Here is a 20137-nt window from a genome sequence, read left to right as displayed (position 1 = left end):
TGGGGAATACTTTTTTTACGCTTTTGTTATCCTCAAGTTATCACCCGGTTATCCACAAACGAACAAGGTGTGTAAAAACGTTATCCACTCCTCCTTTAAAATTGTGTATAACTCAAATTAAGGTTACTGTAGCAATTAAAAAAGTTATATAGTTATCCACATTTTTTTGCTTTTTGTTGTTATTAAATAAAGTTATCCACTATCGTTTTTCTCCTGTGCATAACTTTATTGACAGCACGTGTATAATTTTTCTTTTAAAAAAACTACTTGTGGAAAACTTTTTATAAAAGTGCTAAACTAACCTAGACACATTTTATAAGGAGGTTCTCTTTTGGACGATCTACAAACACTATGGAATTTTTTGAAAGAAAAATTTAAAGAATCGCTATCCAAAGTTAGCTATGATACGTGGATAGAAAGTGCTAGTCCAATCCGTATCACAGATAACAACATTATTATTGAAGTCCCCTCTTCTTTGCATAAAGAGTATTGGGAAAATAACTTAGCTACCCGAATCGTTGAAAATATTTATGAATACTCCAGCCGTGAAATTTCGCCATTATTTGTTATCAAAAATGAACAAGAAACTACTAACCTTGCCAATAATAATCATCGTAATGAAGTTCCTAAAAAAAACTGGTTTAAAAAAGATATTCAATTAAATACAAAGTATACTTTTGATACCTTCGTTATAGGTAAAGGAAATCAGATGGCTCATGCCGCAGCATTAGTCGTTGCGGAAGAACCTGGAACAATTTACAATCCGTTATTTTTCTATGGCGGAGTTGGACTTGGCAAAACACATTTGATGCATGCTATAGGTCACCAAATGTTACTACTTAACCCTGATGCACGTGTCAAGTATGTGAGTAGTGAAACATTTGCGAATGATTTTATAAATTCCATCCAAAATAAAACACAAGAAAAATTTAGAAACGAATACCGTAGTGTTGATCTTCTTTTAGTAGATGATATTCAATTTTTTGCAGATAAAGAAGGAACGCAAGAGGAATTTTTCCATACTTTTAATGCTCTGTACGATGATCGTAAACAAATCGTATTGACTAGTGATCGTTTGCCGAATGAAATTCCTAAATTACAAGAACGTCTAGTATCAAGATTTGCATGGGGGTTATCCGTAGATATCACTCCTCCAGATCTGGAAACGCGAATTGCTATTTTAAGAAAGAAGGCAAATGCTGAACGTTTAGAAATTCCAGGCGACACTTTAAGTTATATCGCTGGTCAAATTGATTCAAATATTAGAGAATTAGAGGGTGCATTAGTTCGTGTCCAAGCTTACGCAGCAATCGAAAGTCGTGATATTACCACGAGTTTAGCTGCTGATGCATTAAAAAGTATGCTTCCTTCAGCAAAACCAACGACCCTTACCATTCTAGATGTTCAACAAGTTGTCAGTAAATATTATCAACTGTCGATTGCTGATCTTAAAGGTAAAAAGCGGATTAAATCTATTGTTTTACCCAGACAAATCGCTATGTATCTATCTCGTGAACTTACGTCAAATTCATTACCTAAAATCGGTGCTGAATTTGGTGGGAAAGATCATACAACTGTTATTCATGCTTATGAAAAAATCGTACATGCTTTAACAAATGATGAACAGTTAAAACAAGAAATAACCGATTTAAAGAAAAAATTAACATAGCTTTTTATTTTACACATGTGTATAACTAATAGAGTTATCCTTTTTTTATCAACAAGTTATCCACATGTGTAAAACCTTTTAAATAAAAAGCTTATCCTTGTTTTCCACAGTATCCACAGGCCCTACTACTATTACTAAAAGAACTTATAACATAAATTAAACTATCCCTGGAGGTAAAATTAATGAAATTTACAATTAAACGAAGTGCCTTTTTAAAAAGCCTAGCTGATGTTCAGCGTGCCATTTCTTCTAGAACAACTATTCCAATATTGACTGGATTAAAAATCATTGCAAATGATGAAGGACTAACTTTAACTGGTAGTGACTCAGACATTTCAATCGAAGCTTTTATCCCTATCTCAGAAGAAGAAAATTTGTTAACGATTGAAAAAACTGGAGGAATTGTTTTACAAGCCCGCTTTTTTAGTGAGATTGTTAAAAAACTACCTGAAGAAACGATGACAATTGAAATACTTGATCATTTTCAAGCATTGATCACGTCAGCAACAGCTTCTTTTACCATTAATGGCTTAGATCCTAATAACTACCCTCACTTGCCAATCATTGATACATCAGAATCCTTTACTTTACCGGTAAATTTATTTAAACAAGTGATTGGACAAACGGTTATTGCTATTTCGACACATGAAAGCCGTCCGATATTGACCGGTGTAAACATTGTTATTGAAAACGGCAAATTTTTAGCAGTTGCTACAGATAGTCACCGTTTGAGTCAACGTGTGATTCCGATTGAAATGAATGATGAACAAGCATCAAAAAAATACAATATTATTATTCCTGGTAAGAGTTTAGTTGAATTATCTCGTACACTAGATGAAACAACGGACACTATTGAAATGATGATTACTGAAAATCAAGTTTTATTTAAATCAGAAAATATGTATTTTTATTCCCGTCTACTTGAAGGCTATTATCCTGATACAAAACGATTGATCCCAGAAAATTCTTCAACAGAAATCAGTTTCAGTGCTAGTGCATTATTGGGTTCGATTGAACGTGCTTCTTTGCTCTCACATGAAGGAAAAAATAACGTTGTAAAAATTACCATCAATCCAGATTTAATTGAAATCTCAGGTAATTCACCTGAAGTTGGTAACGTTAAAGAAGAATTAAATTACTTATCTGTTGAAGGCGAACCAATCGAACTTTCATTTAATCCGGATTATATGAAAGACGCATTAAGAACTTTTGGGCAAACAGATATAAAAATTAAATTTACTTCTCCAGTCCGTCCTTTTATCTTGGTTCCAAGTGAAAATGGCCAAGATTTTATTCAGTTGATTACACCTGTTCGAACTTTTTAAAAATCAAATAAAAAAAACTACTTTTCATACAATTTGAAAAGTAGTTTTTTTTATTGTGCTTCAAATAACCATGTTATTTTCGTTTTAAGCAATTTTGGCAGATTTAAGGTCTTTTTTTATCTTTTAGCTAAAATCGATAATAGTAGGGTTATTTTTAGATTCAGTTGTAATATTGGTTAAAAAATAGTATAATAGGAAGAATAAGAGAAAGTGTGATGCGTGGATTATGTCCACGCATATTTTAATGAAAAGTAGGTGAAAAATATGAAAAAAACAATTAAAATCAATCGTGAATTTATTACATTAGGACAACTTTTAAAACATGTAAATATTATTAGCAGCGGTGGCATGGCTAAATGGTACTTGGCTGAACATACAGTACTTGTTGATGCTGAAAATGAAAATCGTAGAGGAAAAAAACTTTATCCTGGTTCTGTTGTTGAAATACCAAGTGAAGGAACTTACTTTATCCAATCAGAAGGTACAGCTACTGAAACAATTGAGGAAAAAAAATAATGCTATTGAAAGAGATCCATCTTTCTAATTATCGTAACTATGAACATGCTGAAGTTATTTTTTCTAAGGGGATCAATGTTTTCTTAGGGGAGAATGCCCAAGGAAAAACTAGTCTGATGGAAGCTATTTACGTATTAGCAATGGCAAGAAGCCATAGGACTGCAAATGATAAAGAAACTATTCGTTGGGACCAAGATTTTGCACGGGTAAGTGGAAGAATACAAAAGAAAAATACAAGTTTCCCACTTGAAATTTCTATTTCCAAAAAAGGCAAAAAGGCAAAATTCAATCATTTGGAGCAAAAGAAACTAAGTGAATACATTGGAAATTTAAATGTCATCTTATTTGCGCCAGAAGATTTATCTTTGGTAAAAGGTTCACCTTCTATCAGAAGAAAATTTTTAGATATGGAAATGGGGCAAATGAGCCCTATTTATTTACACCATCTTGTGCAATATCAGCATCTTTTAAAACAAAGAAATAGTTATCTTAAGCAATTAAGTTTTAAAAAAGAGAAAGATCTAACTTTTTTAGATATTTTAACTGAGCAGGTAGCAGAGTATGGAGCAGCTATTTTATTAGAGCGTTTTTCGTTTGTAAAAAAATTGGAAAATTGGGCTAAACCGATCCATGGTGAAATTTCTAAACAAAAAGAACAACTTGAAATTGGCTATACTTGTAGTTTGAAAATTACAAATGAGACAAGTAAAGAACAAATTTATTTAGATTTAATGGATGCTTATACTCAAGGCAAGCAACGAGAATTAGAGCAACGGACAACTCTTTTTGGTCCTCATAGAGATGACTTGAAATTTAGTGTGAATGGAAGAAATGTCCAAACCTATGGCTCTCAAGGCCAGCAAAGAACAACGGCATTGAGTGTTAAATTGGCTGAAATCGATTTGATGAAAGAAATGACGGGTGAGTATCCTGTCTTATTGTTAGATGATGTTCTATCAGAATTGGATGATGAACGGCAAACTCATTTGTTGAAAGCTATTCAAAACAAAGTCCAAACGTTCTTAACGACAACTAGTTTAGATGGAATAAAGAAAAATATGCTGGAAGCTCCAAAAATTTTTCTGATTGATAATGGCCAAGTAGAAATGGAGAGTGAATGAGTGTGTCTGAAGAAATGAAAAGTAAACAAGATTTAGCAAATGAATATGATGCGAGTCAAATACAAGTTCTAGAAGGTTTAGAAGCCGTTCGTAAACGTCCAGGGATGTACATTGGTTCAACAAGCAGTGAAGGATTACACCATTTAGTATGGGAAATCGTAGATAATTCAATTGATGAAGCTCTAGCAGGTTTTTCTGATGAAATTAACCTTAGTATTGAAAAAGATGAAAGTATCATTGTTACGGATAATGGACGTGGAATCCCAGTTGATATTCAAGCTAAAACGGGCCGTCCAGCAGTAGAAACTGTTTTCACGATTCTGCATGCAGGTGGTAAATTTGGTGGTGGAGGCTATAAAGTTTCAGGTGGCTTACATGGGGTAGGATCTTCAGTGGTTAATGCTCTTTCAACTACGTTAGATGTTTATGTATATAAAAATGGAAAAATCTATCATCAACAATATGCTCAAGGAAAAGTTGTCCATGACGTAGAAGTGCTTGGTGAAACAGATAAACACGGAACAAAGGTCCATTTTGTACCAGATCCTGAAATATTTAAAGAAACGGTTGAATTTCACTTTGATAAATTAGCTACGCGTGTACGTGAATTAGCTTTCTTAAACAAAGGATTAAAAATTACAGTTGAAGATAAACGTGTTGGTAAAGAACAATTTTTAGAATACCACTATGAAGGTGGTATTCAGAGTTATGTAGCCTTTTTAAATGAAAATAAAACGGTTTTATATGATGAACCTATTTTCCTAGAAGGTGAACAACTTGGTGTCACTGTTGAAGTAGCTATGCAACATACAGATGGTTACCATAACAACTTAATGAGTTTTGCTAATAACATCCATACTTATGAAGGTGGAACACATGAATTTGGATTCAAAACAGCCTTGACACGTGTCATAAATGATTACGCTAAAAAGAATAAATTGATCAAAGAAAATGAAGAAAACTTAACGGGTGAAGATGTTCGTGAAGGATTAACGATCGTATTATCTATTAAACATCCAGATCCTCAATTCGAAGGACAAACAAAGACAAAATTAGGAAACTCTGAAGCACGTACTATTACGGATCGCTTGTTTTCTGCGCATTTTGAAAAATTCTTACTGGAAAACCCACAAGTAGCTCGTCAAGTTGTTGAAAAAGGCTTGCTTGCCGCTAGAGCGCGTTTAGCTGCAAAAAGAGCCCGTGAAGTTACTCGTAAAAAAAGTGGACTAGAGATCAGCAACCTCCCAGGTAAATTAGCTGATTGCTCAAGTAAAGATCCATCTGTCAGTGAATTATTTATCGTTGAGGGAGATTCTGCCGGAGGTTCTGCTAAGCAAGGACGTTCAAGACTATTCCAAGCTATTTTGCCGATTCGTGGAAAAATTTTAAATGTCGAAAAAGCAACACTAGATAGAATCTTAGCAAATGAAGAAATCCGATCATTGTTTACCGCTATGGGAACCGGATTTGGAAACGACTTTGATGTTTCTAAAGCCCGTTACCACAAATTAGTGATCATGACCGATGCGGACGTTGATGGAGCACATATTCGCACACTTTTATTAACGTTGTTTTATCGCTACATGCGTCCAATAGTTGAAGCGGGTTATGTCTACATCGCTCAGCCGCCTTTGTATCAAGTACGCCAAGGTAAAAAAATGGTTTATTTGGATTCCGAAGTTGAATTGGAAAATTATTTGAAAGAAATTCCGCTCTCACCAAAACCGGTGATCCAACGTTACAAAGGACTTGGAGAGATGGATGCTGAACAATTATGGGAAACAACCATGAATCCAGAAAATAGACGGATGCTACAAGTTACGGTTGACGATGCCATTGAAGCGGATAAAAGCTGTGATATGTTAATGGGTGACCGTGTTGAACCGAGACGTCAATTTATTGAAGAAAATGCACGCTATGTACAGAATTTAGATATTTAATCCAATTAGGAGGACAATAAAAAATGGCTGAAGAATCAAATGAAAATATAACAAATATTGAATTAAGCCATGAAATGCGTACGTCATTCCTTGATTATGCAATGAGTGTTATCGTAGCGCGCGCATTGCCTGATGTACGAGATGGTTTGAAACCAGTACATCGCCGCATTTTATATGGTATGAGCGAATTGGGTGTAACGCCGGATAAATCTCACAAAAAGTCAGCACGTATCGTTGGGGATGTTATGGGTAAATACCATCCTCATGGAGATAGTGCAATCTATGAATCAATGGTTCGGATGGCCCAAACTTGGAGTTACCGCTATCCTTTAGTCGATGGTCATGGAAACTTTGGGTCAGTGGATGGCGATGGAGCTGCAGCGATGCGGTATACTGAAGCTCGAATGACAAAAATGGCATTAGAAATGCTGCGTGATATCAATAAAGACACGATTGATTACCATGATAACTACGATGGATCAGAACGTGAACCGGATGTTTTGCCAGCTCGCTTTCCTAATCTACTTGTAAACGGAGTAACGGGTATTGCTGTTGGTATGGCTACTAATATCCCACCCCATAACTTATCTGAGGTTATCTCAGCATTGCACATTTTGATGAATGATCCTGAGGCAACAACAGCTGATTTAATGGAAGCTATTCCTGGTCCTGATTTCCCAACTGGGGGATTAGTAATGGGTAAATCTGGTATTAGAAAAGCTTATGAAACCGGTAAAGGATCGATTATGGTCCGTGCTAAAGTTGACATCGAAATATTAAAAAATGGCAAAGAACGCATTATTGTTCATGAATTGCCTTACATGGTAAATAAAGCAAGATTAGTGGAACGAATTGCTGACTTAGCTAGAGACAAACGAATTGAAGGTATCACCGATCTAGCTGATGAATCCGATCGAGACGGTATGCGCGTTGTAATCGACGTGAGACGCGATGTTAGCGCAAGCGTAGTCTTGAATAATTTGTATAAATTAACATCTCTTCAAACATCCTTTGGCTTCAACATGCTAGCTATTGTTAATGGTGTTCCTAAGGTACTAAGTTTGAAATCCATTCTTGAAGAATATTTAAAACATCAAGAAGTTGTCATTCGTAGAAGAACGGCTTACGATAAACGTAAAGCTGAGGCACGTGCACACATCTTAGAAGGTCTAAGAATTGCTTTAGATCATATTGATGAAATTATTCGCATTATCCGTGGATCAAAAACGGGAGATATTGCTAAAACATCTTTGATTGAAACATATGGTTTATCAGAAAAACAAGCACAAGCGATTTTAGATATGCGAATGGTTCGATTAACGGGTCTAGAGCGCGATAAAATCGAAGCGGAATATACTGAATTGATGGCATTGATTGCAGATATGGCTGATATATTGGCTAAACCGGAACGGATACACAAGATAATTGAAGTAGAGCTTCTTGAAGTACAAGAAAAATTTGGGGATGCTCGACGGACAGAGTTATTAGTTGGAGAAGTTTTAAGTCTTGAAGACGAAGATTTAATCGAAGAAGAAGATATTGTTATTACTTTGACAAATAAAGGGTATATCAAACGCCTTCCAAGTTCTGAATTTAAATCGCAAAGACGTGGTGGACGTGGCATTCAAGGAATGGGAGTCCATGATGATGATTTCATTGAAACCCTGGTTTCTTGTTCAACGCATGACACTTTGTTATTCTTTACGAATAATGGGAAAGTTTACCGTTCGAAAGGATACGAAATTCCTGAATATGGCCGTACAGCTAAAGGAATCCCAGTCATTAACTTATTAGGTATTGACTCTGGAGAAACCGTTCAAGCCGTCATAAATATTAGAGAAGAAACTGAAGAAGGTCTATATCTCTTCTTTACAACGCTTCTTGGTACAGTTAAACGAACGGATGTAAAAGCATTTTCTAACATCCGAAGCAACGGTCTAAAAGCTATCGTGTTAAAAGATAATGACGAATTGATGTCTGTTTCTGTAACCAATGGAGATCAAAACATCATTATTGGAACACATTTAGGCTATGCTGTAAGCTTCCATGAAGATGATGTTCGAAATATGGGTAGAACCGCTGGTGGTGTTCGTGGTATCCGATTAAGAGAAAATGATTACGTCATCGGAGTAGATCTGTTAACAGAAGATTCTGAAGTACTGATCATTACAGAAAAAGGGTATGGTAAACGAACTAAAGCAAGTGAGTATGCTATTAAAGGCCGTGGCGGAAAAGGAATCAAAACTGCTAATATCACAAGTAAAAATGGTGATTTAGCTGGTTTAACAACCGTCAGAGGTGACGAAGATATTATGTTAATAACAAATACAGGTGTTATTATTCGCTTTAGTGTTTCAGCGGTATCGCAAACAGGCCGTGCAACATTAGGAGTACGCGTTATTCGAGTAGCTGAAGATGTAAAAGTTTCAACTATGGCAAAAGTAGATGCAAAAGTTATAGATGAGGAAATAGATGAAGCAGGAATTGTTTCTGAATTAGCGTCTACAGAATTAAATGAATCAATCGAAGAAGTTGATAGTTTAAACGACTCTGAGAATGATACAGAAGAAAATACTGATACAACAGAAGAATAAAAAAAATCAAAAGGAGTGGGACTAATATCTCACTCTTTTTGACTTTATAATCATAACTAAACTAAAAAAATTAATGTTTAAAAACCAATTCAGGTATTGATGTTCGAAATAAAACATGATATACTGAACAAACGTGAGTAATCTAATGAAAGTTCAAAAGATTACTCTCCTTGCTCTTTAAAAAGAGCCAAAGTCCATAAGGAGGTGACAGTCAAGATGAGTAAAGTAGCAAAATACGAAATATTATACATTATCCGTCCAAACATCGATGAAGCTGAAAAAACAGCTTTAGTTGAACGCTTTGACACTATTTTAAAAGATAATGGTGCTGAAATCACTGAATCTAAAGACTGGTCGAAACGTCGTTTTGCTTACGAAATTAAAGATTTCCACGAAGGAATCTATCATATCGTAAAACTTACTGCTAATGATGCAGCTGCAATTAACGAATTCGATCGTTTGTCTAAGATCAGTCCTGATATTCTGCGTCATATGACAACTAGAGAACAAGACTAAGCAAAAGAATGTTTCACATGAAACATTTTTATCGGAAGGAGTGGGCAATGTGATTAACAATGTTGTTTTAGTTGGAAGATTAACAAAAGATGCTGACTTAAGATACACTTCAACTGGCACAGCAGTCGCAACTTTTTCATTGGCTGTAAACAGACAGTTTACAAACCAAAAAGGTGAAAGAGATGCTGATTTTATTAACTGTGTTATTTGGAGAAAAAGTGCTGAATCATTTGCAAATTTCACTAGAAAAGGTGCATTAGTAGGTGTAGAAGGCCGTATCCAAACACGTTCTTATGATAATCAACAAGGGCAACGTGTGTATGTTACAGAAATAGTTGTTGAAACGTTCTCATTATTAGAATCAAAAGCTAAGAATGATCAACGTAAAGATCAAAGTGATTCTCAACCGGGATCTAATGGTTCTCAACAAAAAACCTATGACAAAACACAAAGTAATTCACAAGACGCTGCTCCCCGTAACCAACAATATCAAAATTTTGGAAACTCTGATCCTTTCGAAAAGAGTGGACAACCGATTGATATTTCAGATGATGATTTACCATTCTAAAACGAGTGGGAAATAAAGGAGGAAAATGAAATGGCTCAACAACGTAGAGGCGGAAAAAAACGTCGTAAAGTTGATTTCTTTGCAGCAAACCATATTGAACATGTGGACTATAAAGATGTTGATCTTTTAAAACGTTTTATCTCTGAACGAGGTAGAATTTTACCACGCCGTGTTACTGGAACATACGCAAAAAACCAACGTAAATTAACTAAAGCAATTAAACGTGCTCGTATTATGGGATTATTACCTTTCGTAACTGACGAACAATAAAAAACAAACAAAGGAGTTGAGGCATATGTCTCAGCTCTTTTTTGTTTTATCTATTGAAAGATCATGCTAGAGGAGAGTACTCCAAAAATGGCTATGACAAATGTGTTTGAACATACTCCTTCTTAAAGATATATTCCTAGTTTTTTTGGTGAGTCATTTAACTCATTTATTTATCCACATCAAAAATTATTCAACTAAAAGTTAACCATATAATAAGGTGAAGTTATGTTTAACAAAAAATCGAAATAATTTTAATGAAGACTTTAATATATGATTTCTTGTTAGGAAAAGACATCGATATAAAAGTTTCACGTGGAACTTTTTGTAGGCAATTTGTTTCATGTGAAACAAGTTGTCTACTCAAGGAACAAGTGGTAAAATAGAGAATGAATCTTAAATAGGAAAGAGATGAAAAAAGGAGTCTGCTATGAATAAGAAATTATCTCAAGAAAAACTTCCAGAATTCTTAAATAATAAAAAAATACAAACTAGTATAGCAATTATAGTAGTGATGCAGTTAAGCATGATTATTCTTGGGTTCTTTGCTAATTTTGGAATTGGTTTAGCATTATTGGTTATTTTAATAATATTATTATTTTTGTTGTATAATCTGCTTAAAAAATTAACAATTGAAAATAAGAAGTATATTTCTGATTTAGCCTTTCGAATCAAACGTGGAGAACAAGAAGCGCTTATAAAAATGCCAATTGGGATTTTATTGTTTAATGAAAACTTACAATTGCAGTGGATAAATCCTTACCTTCAATCTCATTTGGGTTATCAAGAAGTTTTAGGTAAACAATTAGAAGATGTTGATAGTGAATTAGCCACATTGGTTAAAGAAAGCCAAGATTCTGGTTTGAAGATAGCTAAATGGGGCGATAAGTTTTTTCAAATCATTATTCAAAAAGATATAAGAGTTGTGTATCTTATGGACATTACGGAATATGCTATTATCCAATCAAAATATGAAGATGAAAAAATTGTTGTTGGAAATATTTTTGTTGATAATCACGATGAGATTACTCAAGGGATGACCGATCGAAATATATCTAACTTAGATAATTTTATTACCACACAATTATCTAATTGGGCAAAATTGCATCATGTATATTTGAAACGAATCACTGAAGATCGTTTTATTGTTATGATGCATTATAATTCTTTGGAAAAAATGGAAGAAGAAAAATTTAGTATCATCGATCAAATTAGGGAAAGAACCTCAAAACAAAATTCCCCTTTAACGATAAGTATGGGTATTGCTTATGGTTCGGATGATTTAAGTGAACTATCTAAACTAGCTCAAAGTAATCTAGATCTTGCTTTAGGTAGAGGTGGAGATCAGGTTGTTGTTAAGGGGTATGAAATTGAACCCCGGTATTATGGTGGGAAAACGAATCCAATGGAGAAGAGAACGCGTGTTCGCTCTCGAATGATCAGTCAAGCACTTCAAGAACTAATGAAGGCCTCAGACCAAATCTTCATTATGGGACATAAGTATCCTGATTTAGATGCTATTGGTTCTTCTTTAGGAATTAGAAGAATTGCTGAAATGAATAATAAAGAAGCTTGGGTCATTGTCAATCCAGATGAATTTAGTAAGGATATATCTAAGTTAATGAGTGAAGTTGAGAAGGAAAATCAGATTAGTCGCTATGTTATATCTCCATCAGTTGCGGAAAAAATGATTACAGTCAATAGTTTAATTGTATTGGTTGATTTTCATCGTCCTTCTATGGGAATAGCACCGAATTTGATTTCACTGACGAATAAAGTAGTGGTTATTGACCATCATCGTCGTGGAGAAGGATTTCCAAATAATCCTGCTTTAGTTTATATTGAACCATATGCATCATCTTCAGCTGAATTGATTACTGAATTATTTGAATATCAATCTGAAGAAGCAGACCCAATCAATAAAATTGAAGCCACTGCTTTACTAGGTGGGATCATAGTAGATACTAACAGCTTTTCTCTTAGAACTGGATCGCGTACATTTGATGCTGCAAGTTATTTAAGATCTTGTGGTGCAGATGCTGTGCTGATTCAGCGACTATTGAAAGAGGACAAAGAAACGTATCTTCTTCGCAGCCACTTGATCGAAACGATTGAATTTATCACTGAGAATATAGCAGTTGCGATTGGTGAAGAAGGCAGTATTTATGATACAGTAGTAGCAGCCCAAACAGCTGATACGATGCTTTCGATGTCCAATGTAGACGCAGCATTTGTTATAACGAAGCGGTCTGATAAAAAAATTGGCATCAGTGCTCGTAGTTTGGGTGAAATCAACGTACAAGTCATTATGGAACAACTCGGTGGCGGCGGACATCTATCCAATGCAGCTACTCAGTTAGAAGACATGACGATACAAGAAGCAAAAGAATGGCTTCGAGATGTTATTGTAAAGAAAAAAGAGGAGGAATAAAATTATGAAAGTCATATTTTTAGCAGATGTAAAAGGCAAAGGGAAAAAAGGCGATTTAAAAAATGTTGCCGACGGATACGCAAATAACTTTTTATTAAAAAACAATCTAGCAAAAGAAGCTACATCAGCTAGTGTAAGTGAATTAAAAGGAAAAATAAAAGCAGATGAAAAAAAAGAAGAAGAAATTTTACAAGAATCTAAAAAAGTAAAAGAATTTCTTGAAAAAGAAGAAAATGCCATTGAAATCAAATCAAAAGCGGCTGATGATGGACGTTTGTTTGGATCTGTTACAACTAAACAAATAGCTGCAGCAGCTGAAAAACAATTAAATGTAAAACTAGACAAACGTAAAATTGAGTTGCCCGTTCCTATTCGAAGCTTAGCATCAATGAAGATTGATGTGAAAATTCATCCAGAAGTGGTTGCTACTATAACAGTTAAAGTTATACCAGAAAATTAAATTAGTATAAAAGTAAAAACATTTGGCTCATTTGCAATATAAGAGTCAAATGTTTTTTATTTAGCTCTAAAAAATTAAAGCTTCTTTTTAACAGATTGTATTTTCTATATTTTTCAAGTAAAATAATAGAATTGAATCCAAATGGTTTGAAGAAAATAATCGTAGTATTGATAGTGAAAGGAAGAGAATCTATTGGCACAAGAAGCTTTTCAAGACCGCTTACCACCACAAAGTATAGAAGCTGAACAAGCTGTTTTAGGTTCCATATTTTTAGATCCTGATACTGTTGTTGGTGCTTTAGAATTTATCGAGTCAAAAGATTTTTATCGTCGGGGACATCAATTGATTTTCCAATCAATGTTAGAACTAAACGGTCATAATGAAGCCATTGATATTGTTACAGTAACCAATGCCTTAGAATCTAAAAATCAGTTAGAGGACGTTGGTGGAATGGCTTATCTAGCAGAACTGGCTATTTCAGTTCCAACCGCTGCTAATATGGAGTATTATGCAAAAATAGTAGAACAGAAGTCTATTTTAAGAAATTTGATTCATACAGCAACAGATATTGTTACCAGAGGATATGAAGAAGGAGACGACCTTGCAACGATTTTAGATGAAGCGGAGCGCAGTATCCTAGAAGTATCCGAAAGACGTAACAGTAGTGGTTTTTTAGCTATTTCAGATGTGTTGAACAGTTCTATCGCTCAAATAGATCAACTCTATCAAAATAACGAGGAAATTACTGGGTTGCCGACTGGTTACCAAGCACTAGACAAAATAACGGCGGGGCTCCAAAAAGAGGAGTTAATTATTTTAGCTGCTCGTCCTGCAGTAGGGAAAACAGCATTTGCTTTAAATATCGCTCAAAATGTTGGAACTAAAACGGATGAAACGGTTGCTATTTTTAGCTTAGAAATGGGTGCTGAATCGCTTGTCAATCGTATGCTTTGTGCGGAAGGCAGTATTGACGCCGGTCATTTAAGAACTGGAACATTATCGGAGGAAGAATGGCAAAGTTTGATCGTAGCTATGGGTAGTTTGTCAAAAGCTAATATTTATATTGACGATACACCTGGAATACGAGTTGCTGAAATCCGTGCTAAATGTCGTCGATTAAAACAAGAAAAAGGCAATATAGGTTTAATTTTAATTGATTACTTGCAGTTGATCGAAGGAACGGGACGTGAAAGCAGACAGCAAGAAGTTTCTGAAATTTCTCGTCAGCTAAAAAAATTAGCGAAAGAATTAAAAGTACCTGTTATGGCATTGTCTCAATTATCTCGTGGTGTTGAACAACGCCAAGATAAACGCCCAGTATTAAGCGACATTCGTGAATCCGGTTCTATTGAACAAGATGCTGATATAGTAGCTTTTTTGTATCGTGATGATTATTATGATCGTGAGGGTGGAGAAGAGGACGACGACCATGAAGCGCTAGGTGAAGATAATGTGGTAGAAGTTATTATCGAAAAAAATAGAAGTGGTGCAAGGGGTACAGTTAAACTTCTGTTTATAAAAGAGTACAATAAATTCTCTTCGTTAAGCTATTACCCAGATGATATGGTTCAACGTTAAAAAAGACGAATACGAGATATTGATGTAACCTCAAAAGGTTAACGATATAAAGCTAACTTTTGAGAATAACATACTATATAGTTCGTATTCTGTCTTTTTTTTTTGATTTTTTTTAAAAAATGTTCGTTTATATCTGATTTTTTAGTTAAAAAAAAATGAAATATTCGTTTATTTGTTGAAACAATAAACAATTACTGATAGAATTAATAAGTATTTGGGTTAAAAAAAATTAATGAGGTGTTTTATGTCTTCAGTAGTAGTAGTGGGTACACAATGGGGCGATGAAGGAAAAGGTAAAATCACAGATTTTTTAAGTGAAAATGCTGAAGTTATTGCACGTTATCAAGGTGGCGATAATGCCGGACATACGATTCAATTTGATGGCGAAACGTATAAATTACATTTAATTCCATCAGGTATTTTTTATAAAGATAAAATCAGTGTTATCGGAAACGGTGTTGTTGTAAATCCTAAAGCGCTTATCAAAGAGTTAGCTTATTTAAATGAAAGAGGAATAACAACAGATAATTTACGTATATCTGATCGTGCACATGTTATTTTACCGTATCATATTCAATTAGATCAATTGCAAGAAGATTCTAAAGGTGATCAAAAAATCGGAACGACAATTAAAGGTATTGGACCAGCTTATATGGATAAAGCGGCTCGTATCGGAATCCGAATTGCTGATCTATTAGATAAAGAGATTTTTGAAGAACGTTTACGTATCAATTTAGAAGAAAAAAATCGTAGTTTTGTAAAAATGTATGATTCTACAGCAATTGAATTTGAAGATATTTTTGAAGAATATTACCAATATGGACAACAAATCAAACAGTATGTTTGCGATACTTCAGTAGTCTTAAATGATGCTTTAGACGATGGTAAACGGGTATTATTTGAAGGGGCTCAAGGGGTTATGTTGGATATTGACCAAGGTACATATCCATTTGTTACTTCTTCTAACCCAGTGGCTGGTGGAGTGACCATCGGTAGTGGTGTTGGTCCTTCAAAAATCGATAAAGTAGTCGGAGTATGTAAAGCTTATACTTCACGTGTGGGAGATGGTCCATTCCCAACTGAATTATTTGATGAAGTAGGACAACAAATTCGTGAAATCGGTCGTGAATACGGTACAGTTACTGGACGTCCGCGTCGTATTGGTTGGTTTGATACTGTAGTGATGCGTCATTCAAAACGAGTATCTGGTATTACGAATCTTTCTTTGAATTCAATCGACGTTTTAAGTGGATTAGAAACGGTTAAAATTTGTACTGCTTACGAACGCAATGGAGAAGAAATTTTATATTACCCAGCAAGCTTAAAAGAGTTAGCTGAATGTACGCCAATCTATGAAGAATTACCAGGTTGGAGCGAAGATATCACAAAATGCCGTACTTTAGCAGAGCTTCCTGAAAATGCAAGAAATTATGTACACCGTATTTCTGAATTAGTCGGCGTGCGTATTTCAACATTCTCAGTTGGACCTGACCGTGAACAAACAAATATTTTAGAAAGTGTTTGGGCACAAATTTAATACTTTATTGACTAGCCAAATAAAAGGTTTCCTTTTGTTTGGCTAGCTTTTTTTATTTAATAGAGGCAAAAGAGTGATTTAGTTATACTTTTTTTACATTAAAGTATAAAAATGTGTTAAAATGTATTTTGTAGGAAAAAATGGGTTGTTAGCTCAGTTGGTAGAGCAGCTGACTCTTAATCAGCGGGTCGAGGGTTCGAGCCCCCCACAGCCCATTGGGTGCCAAACCCACGAGACGGATAAACGTTGGTGCGAAAGCATTTTGAAAACGTTTATTGCGTCTCTTTTTTTATTTCTTAGAAATATAAGCATAAACATACATAACTGTTTGAAATTGAATGATCTGATCTCTCGTACTGCTTTTAAAGTTGTACTACTCTTAGATAAAAATCTAACTTGAATCAATTGGTATGCAACGCTTTAGAGGTGAGAAAAAGCTAGATAGAGGCTATGTTTTTACAGTTAAACATCAAAACCTTTAGTTTGATTCTAACCGTTAGCTAGAGTTAGTGCGTTATTAAAATTAAAATAAATTTTTAATTAGATAAGGATATGAATTTTTGAATATAGATTCTATTTTTCAACTGGTTCGTTACCTAGGTATAAGTAATGGAAACGTTTGTCGATTTAATTAAAATTAAAAGAAAGATTTTAGCGACTAAAGAGAGCTACGTTTAACCATTTGTCAAAAAAAGAAAAGAGCAGTAGACTAAATAAGAAGAATAAACTACATGAGGAGTGAAATGATTGATTGATTTTTTTAGTTCATTAAGTCCGTTAGTACAAGCGCTACTTGCGTCGTTATTTACTTGGGGAATGACAGCTTTAGGAGCTGCTTTAGTATTTACTACCAAGAAGGTCAACCAAAAATTAATGGATGGCATGCTTGGTTTTGCAGGTGGAGTAATGATCGCTGCAAGTTTTTGGTCACTCTTAGCACCAGCTATTTCAATGGCCGAAAGCGGTCCGGTGCCAGGATGGATACCAGCTTCAGTTGGTTTCATGTTGGGGGGGATCTTTTTATGGAGTGCAGATAATGTTTTGCCCCATTTAAGTCCTAGTATGCCTCCAACAGAAGCTGAAGGGGTTAATCCTCAAAAGAGAAAACGCAGTACTTTATTGGTTTTAGCGATTACGATGCATAATATACCCGAGGGTCTAGCCGTAGGGGTTGCATTTGGATCCGTTGCAACGGGTAATCCTGAAGCCTCTATCGCTGGAGCTCTTGCTTTAGCAATTGGGATGGGAATTCAAAACTTTCCAGAAGGAACAGCTGTTTCGATGCCTTTAAGACGAGATGGTATGTCCAGAGCCAAGAGTTTTTACTATGGTCAACTTTCAGGAGTTGTTGAACCGATTGCTGCTATAATAGGAGTATTAGCTGTTACCGTAATGGAACCATTGCTTCCATACGCTTTAAGCTTTGCAGCCGGAGCTATGATTTTTGTTGTTGCCGAAGAAGTTATACCTGGTTCCCAAGAAAATGGCAACAGAGATTTGGCGTCTATGTGGTTAATGATTGGGTTTACGATCATGATGATATTAGATGTATCTCTTGGATAGAAGAATCAATTGAACACGCAAAAAAGGGACTCAACAGTGAATTGTTGAGCCCCTTTTTTTAGTTAAGTTAGTTTCTATCTGTCTCTGCGATTTGAAGTTAATAAAGGGAAAAATTTCAAGGAATATAGTGCACATAAACCAACGATAATATAAACAATCTTAGATAATAACGAAGTTTGTCCACCAAAAAGTGTAGCAACAAGATCGAATTCAAAGAGTCCTACCAATAGCCAATTTAATCCGCCTACAATAAGCAACCCTAAAGCAACACTATCCAAAGTTTTCATACGATAACCTCCTTTATTTGATAAGATAACTATACTTGTTCCAGAATCAGTTGTCGATTAATGTGTCTTACGAGGAGGCTAATTCTTTTTTATTACTCTTTTTGAACAAAAGATGGTAAAATTACACTAAAAATTTGGTCTCAAAAAGTGGTGAATTGCCGTACTTGAACAGATAAAAATAATAATTACATTTAGAAAGGAAGAATAGATATGCTCAAAAACGGAGTAATGATGCAGTATTTTGAATGGTATGTAGAGGATGATGGAAATCATTGGAAACGGCTAAAAGAAGATGCAAAACACTTGGCTGAAATCGGAGTAACCAGTGTGTGGATACCGCCGTGCTATAAGGGTACAGGTACAACAGACAATGGATATGGAGTTTATGATTTATATGATTTAGGAGAATTTGATCAAAAAGGTGCCGTACGTACTAAGTATGGTACAAAAGAGGAATTGATTGCGGCTATTGATGAGTTGCATAAATATGAAATTCAAGTTTACGCTGATGTCGTTTTAAATCATAAAGCAGGTGCAGATGGAACGGAACGATTTAAAGTGATTGAAGTAGATCCAGATGATCGCAATCAAACAATTAGTGAACCTTATGAAATTGAAGGATGGACAGAGTTCACTTTTCCTGGCAGAAAAGGGAAGTATTCTGATTTTCAATGGCATTGGTATCATTTTTCTGGAACAGATTACAACCAAGAAAATGAAAAAAAAGCTATTTATCGTATTGAAGGTCCAAATAAAGGCTGGGCAGATGACGAAACAGTAGATAATGAATACGGGAACTATGATTACTTAATGTACGCTGATATTGATTATAGCCATCCTGATGTCATTAAAGAAATAAAAAAATGGGCTAATTGGTTTATTGAAGAAACTGGCGTAGATGGATTTAGGTTAGATGCAGTTAAACATATAAATGAAAAATTTATTTACGAGTTGCGTGAAAGCATTGAAGCTAATTTTGGGAAACAGTTTTTTATTGTTGGAGAATATTGGGATCAAAGTTATGATAGTTTGAAAAATTATTTAGAGAGTCAAGACTATAAAATAGATCTCTTTGATGTTGGGTTGCATCATCAACTGGAACGAGCTTCAAAACAAGGAAATAAATTTGATTTACGACAATTATTTGATCAGACATTGATAAAAAATCATCCCATGCAAGCTGTAACGTTTGTGGATAATCATGATTCTCAACCGGATCAATCACTTGAATCATTTGTGGAGGCATGGTTTAAGCCTACAGCTTACGGAATTATCTTACTAAGAAGAGAAGGCTATCCCGTTCTGTTCTATGGTGATTATTATGGTATCAAAGGGGAAAATCCAATTGAACCCCATCGTGAAGTGATCGACAAGTTGCTTTATATAAAAAAACAGTATGCACATGGAGATCAAACAGATTATATTGACCATAGTAATTGCATTGGTTGGACACGTTCGGGAAATGAAGAGTATCCAAAAGGATGTACCATAGTTATTTCAAATAGTGGAGCAGGATTTAAGGATATGTTTGTAGGAAAAGAAAAAAAGGGATTTGTTTATGAAGATTATTTAGGTAATTGCGCGGAGACAGTAACCATTGATGAAACGGGAAATGGTCATTTTCTTGTAGCAGCAGGCTCTTTATCGGTATGGGTGAAAAGAGAAGAATAATCATGTGACTACTAAAAATTCTTATGGAATAGACGGTTTTGCTTGTGAAGCCACGGAGACCACCTGAAGCCTGAGCACGGTCTTAAGGCTTTCA

16 protein-coding genes and 1 tRNA gene are annotated in these 20137 nt (G+C 34.9%); 16 read left to right on the top strand and 1 reads right to left on the bottom strand.

What is annotated here, in order from left to right; all coding sequences use genetic code 11:
* The first annotated feature begins 331 nt into the window (after positions 1–331).
* The 15 genes from dnaA to BP17_RS12515 all read left to right on the top strand — a co-directional run bounded on the left by dnaA (position 332) and on the right by BP17_RS12515 (position 18085).
* Complete coding sequence (gene dnaA, locus BP17_RS12585; protein WP_035054869.1) at positions 332–1669, top strand: chromosomal replication initiator protein DnaA; 1338 nt, start codon at positions 332–334, stop codon at positions 1667–1669.
* Between the two features lie 182 nt (positions 1670–1851).
* Positions 1852–2994 carry a DNA polymerase III subunit beta gene (gene dnaN, locus BP17_RS12580; RefSeq protein ID WP_035054868.1) on the top strand — a complete coding sequence of 381 codons (1143 nt, stop codon included), beginning with the start codon at positions 1852–1854 and terminating at the stop codon, positions 2992–2994.
* Between the two features lie 264 nt (positions 2995–3258).
* Entirely contained in the window at positions 3259–3510 is a 252-nt protein-coding gene (gene yaaA, locus BP17_RS12575; protein WP_035054867.1) for a S4 domain-containing protein YaaA, read from the top strand.
* Entirely contained in the window at positions 3510–4631 is a 1122-nt protein-coding gene (recF, locus tag BP17_RS12570; protein WP_035054866.1) for a DNA replication/repair protein RecF, read from the top strand. Before yaaA ends, recF begins: the two co-directional genes overlap by 1 nt.
* Before the next feature lie 2 nt (positions 4632–4633).
* On the top strand, positions 4634–6571 hold the full coding sequence (gene gyrB, locus BP17_RS12565) for a DNA topoisomerase (ATP-hydrolyzing) subunit B (protein WP_035055514.1): 1938 nt from the start codon (positions 4634–4636) through the stop codon (positions 6569–6571).
* 23 nt (positions 6572–6594) lie between these two features.
* Positions 6595–9165 carry a DNA gyrase subunit A gene (gyrA, locus tag BP17_RS12560; RefSeq protein ID WP_035054864.1) on the top strand — a complete coding sequence of 857 codons (2571 nt, stop codon included), beginning with the start codon at positions 6595–6597 and terminating at the stop codon, positions 9163–9165.
* 216 nt (positions 9166–9381) lie between these two features.
* A complete protein-coding gene (rpsF, locus tag BP17_RS12555) occupies positions 9382–9681 on the top strand; it encodes a 30S ribosomal protein S6 (RefSeq protein ID WP_035054862.1) in 300 nt (99 codons plus the stop codon).
* A gap of 49 nt (positions 9682–9730) precedes the next feature.
* Entirely contained in the window at positions 9731–10249 is a 519-nt protein-coding gene (gene ssb / locus BP17_RS12550) for a single-stranded DNA-binding protein (protein WP_035054860.1), read from the top strand.
* A 30-nt stretch (positions 10250–10279) separates the two neighbouring features.
* Complete coding sequence (gene rpsR, locus BP17_RS12545) at positions 10280–10519, top strand: 30S ribosomal protein S18 (protein WP_007724031.1); 240 nt, start codon at positions 10280–10282, stop codon at positions 10517–10519.
* Positions 10520–10946: 427 nt separating this feature from the next.
* Entirely contained in the window at positions 10947–12947 is a 2001-nt protein-coding gene (locus tag BP17_RS12540) for a DHH family phosphoesterase (RefSeq protein ID WP_035054858.1), read from the top strand.
* 4 nt (positions 12948–12951) lie between these two features.
* Positions 12952–13407 carry a 50S ribosomal protein L9 gene (gene rplI / locus BP17_RS12535; protein WP_035054856.1) on the top strand — a complete coding sequence of 152 codons (456 nt, stop codon included), beginning with the start codon at positions 12952–12954 and terminating at the stop codon, positions 13405–13407.
* A gap of 192 nt (positions 13408–13599) precedes the next feature.
* Positions 13600–14985 (top strand): replicative DNA helicase, encoded by a 1386-nt coding sequence (dnaB, locus tag BP17_RS12530; protein WP_035054854.1) that lies wholly within the window; start codon positions 13600–13602, stop codon positions 14983–14985.
* A 244-nt stretch (positions 14986–15229) separates the two neighbouring features.
* Positions 15230–16522 (top strand): adenylosuccinate synthase, encoded by a 1293-nt coding sequence (locus BP17_RS12525; protein ID WP_035054852.1) that lies wholly within the window; start codon positions 15230–15232, stop codon positions 16520–16522.
* A 142-nt stretch (positions 16523–16664) separates the two neighbouring features.
* Positions 16665–16737, top strand: a tRNA-Lys gene (locus BP17_RS12520).
* 535 nt (positions 16738–17272) lie between these two features.
* On the top strand, positions 17273–18085 hold the full coding sequence (locus BP17_RS12515) for a ZIP family metal transporter (protein WP_198022568.1): 813 nt from the start codon (positions 17273–17275) through the stop codon (positions 18083–18085).
* A gap of 74 nt (positions 18086–18159) precedes the next feature.
* Here BP17_RS12515 and BP17_RS12510 read toward each other — a convergent pair whose 3' ends face one another.
* Positions 18160–18372: a DUF378 domain-containing protein gene (locus BP17_RS12510; protein WP_035054848.1), complete on the bottom strand. Its 213-nt coding sequence runs from the start codon at positions 18370–18372 to the stop codon at positions 18160–18162.
* Positions 18373–18582: 210 nt separating this feature from the next.
* On the opposite strand from BP17_RS12510, the gene BP17_RS12505 reads away from it, so the two are divergent.
* Positions 18583–20043, top strand: a complete 1461-nt coding sequence (locus tag BP17_RS12505) for an alpha-amylase (protein ID WP_035054846.1) — start codon at positions 18583–18585, stop codon at positions 20041–20043.
* Positions 20044–20137 lie beyond the last annotated feature (94 nt).

Origin of the sequence: Carnobacterium pleistocenium FTR1, from assembly GCF_000744285.1 — a bacterium.
Classification (GTDB): domain Bacteria; phylum Bacillota; class Bacilli; order Lactobacillales; family Carnobacteriaceae; genus Carnobacterium_B; species Carnobacterium_B pleistocenium.
This window is presented reverse-complemented; position numbering and strand designations above follow the sequence as displayed.

Coding starts and splice junctions, on each gene's coding strand:
- dnaN (WP_035054868.1), top strand. CDS start 1,852: ATGAAATTTACAATTAAACGAAGTGCCTTTTTAAAAAGCCTAGCTGAT.
- yaaA (WP_035054867.1), top strand. CDS start 3,259: ATGAAAAAAACAATTAAAATCAATCGTGAATTTATTACATTAGGACAA.
- recF (WP_035054866.1), top strand. CDS start 3,510: ATGCTATTGAAAGAGATCCATCTTTCTAATTATCGTAACTATGAACAT.
- gyrA (WP_035054864.1), top strand. CDS start 6,595: ATGGCTGAAGAATCAAATGAAAATATAACAAATATTGAATTAAGCCAT.
- rpsF (WP_035054862.1), top strand. CDS start 9,382: ATGAGTAAAGTAGCAAAATACGAAATATTATACATTATCCGTCCAAAC.
- rpsR (WP_007724031.1), top strand. CDS start 10,280: ATGGCTCAACAACGTAGAGGCGGAAAAAAACGTCGTAAAGTTGATTTC.
- BP17_RS12540 (WP_035054858.1), top strand. CDS start 10,947: ATGAATAAGAAATTATCTCAAGAAAAACTTCCAGAATTCTTAAATAAT.
- rplI (WP_035054856.1), top strand. CDS start 12,952: ATGAAAGTCATATTTTTAGCAGATGTAAAAGGCAAAGGGAAAAAAGGC.
- BP17_RS12525 (WP_035054852.1), top strand. CDS start 15,230: ATGTCTTCAGTAGTAGTAGTGGGTACACAATGGGGCGATGAAGGAAAA.
- BP17_RS12510 (WP_035054848.1), bottom strand. CDS start 18,372: ATGAAAACTTTGGATAGTGTTGCTTTAGGGTTGCTTATTGTAGGCGGA.
- BP17_RS12505 (WP_035054846.1), top strand. CDS start 18,583: ATGCTCAAAAACGGAGTAATGATGCAGTATTTTGAATGGTATGTAGAG.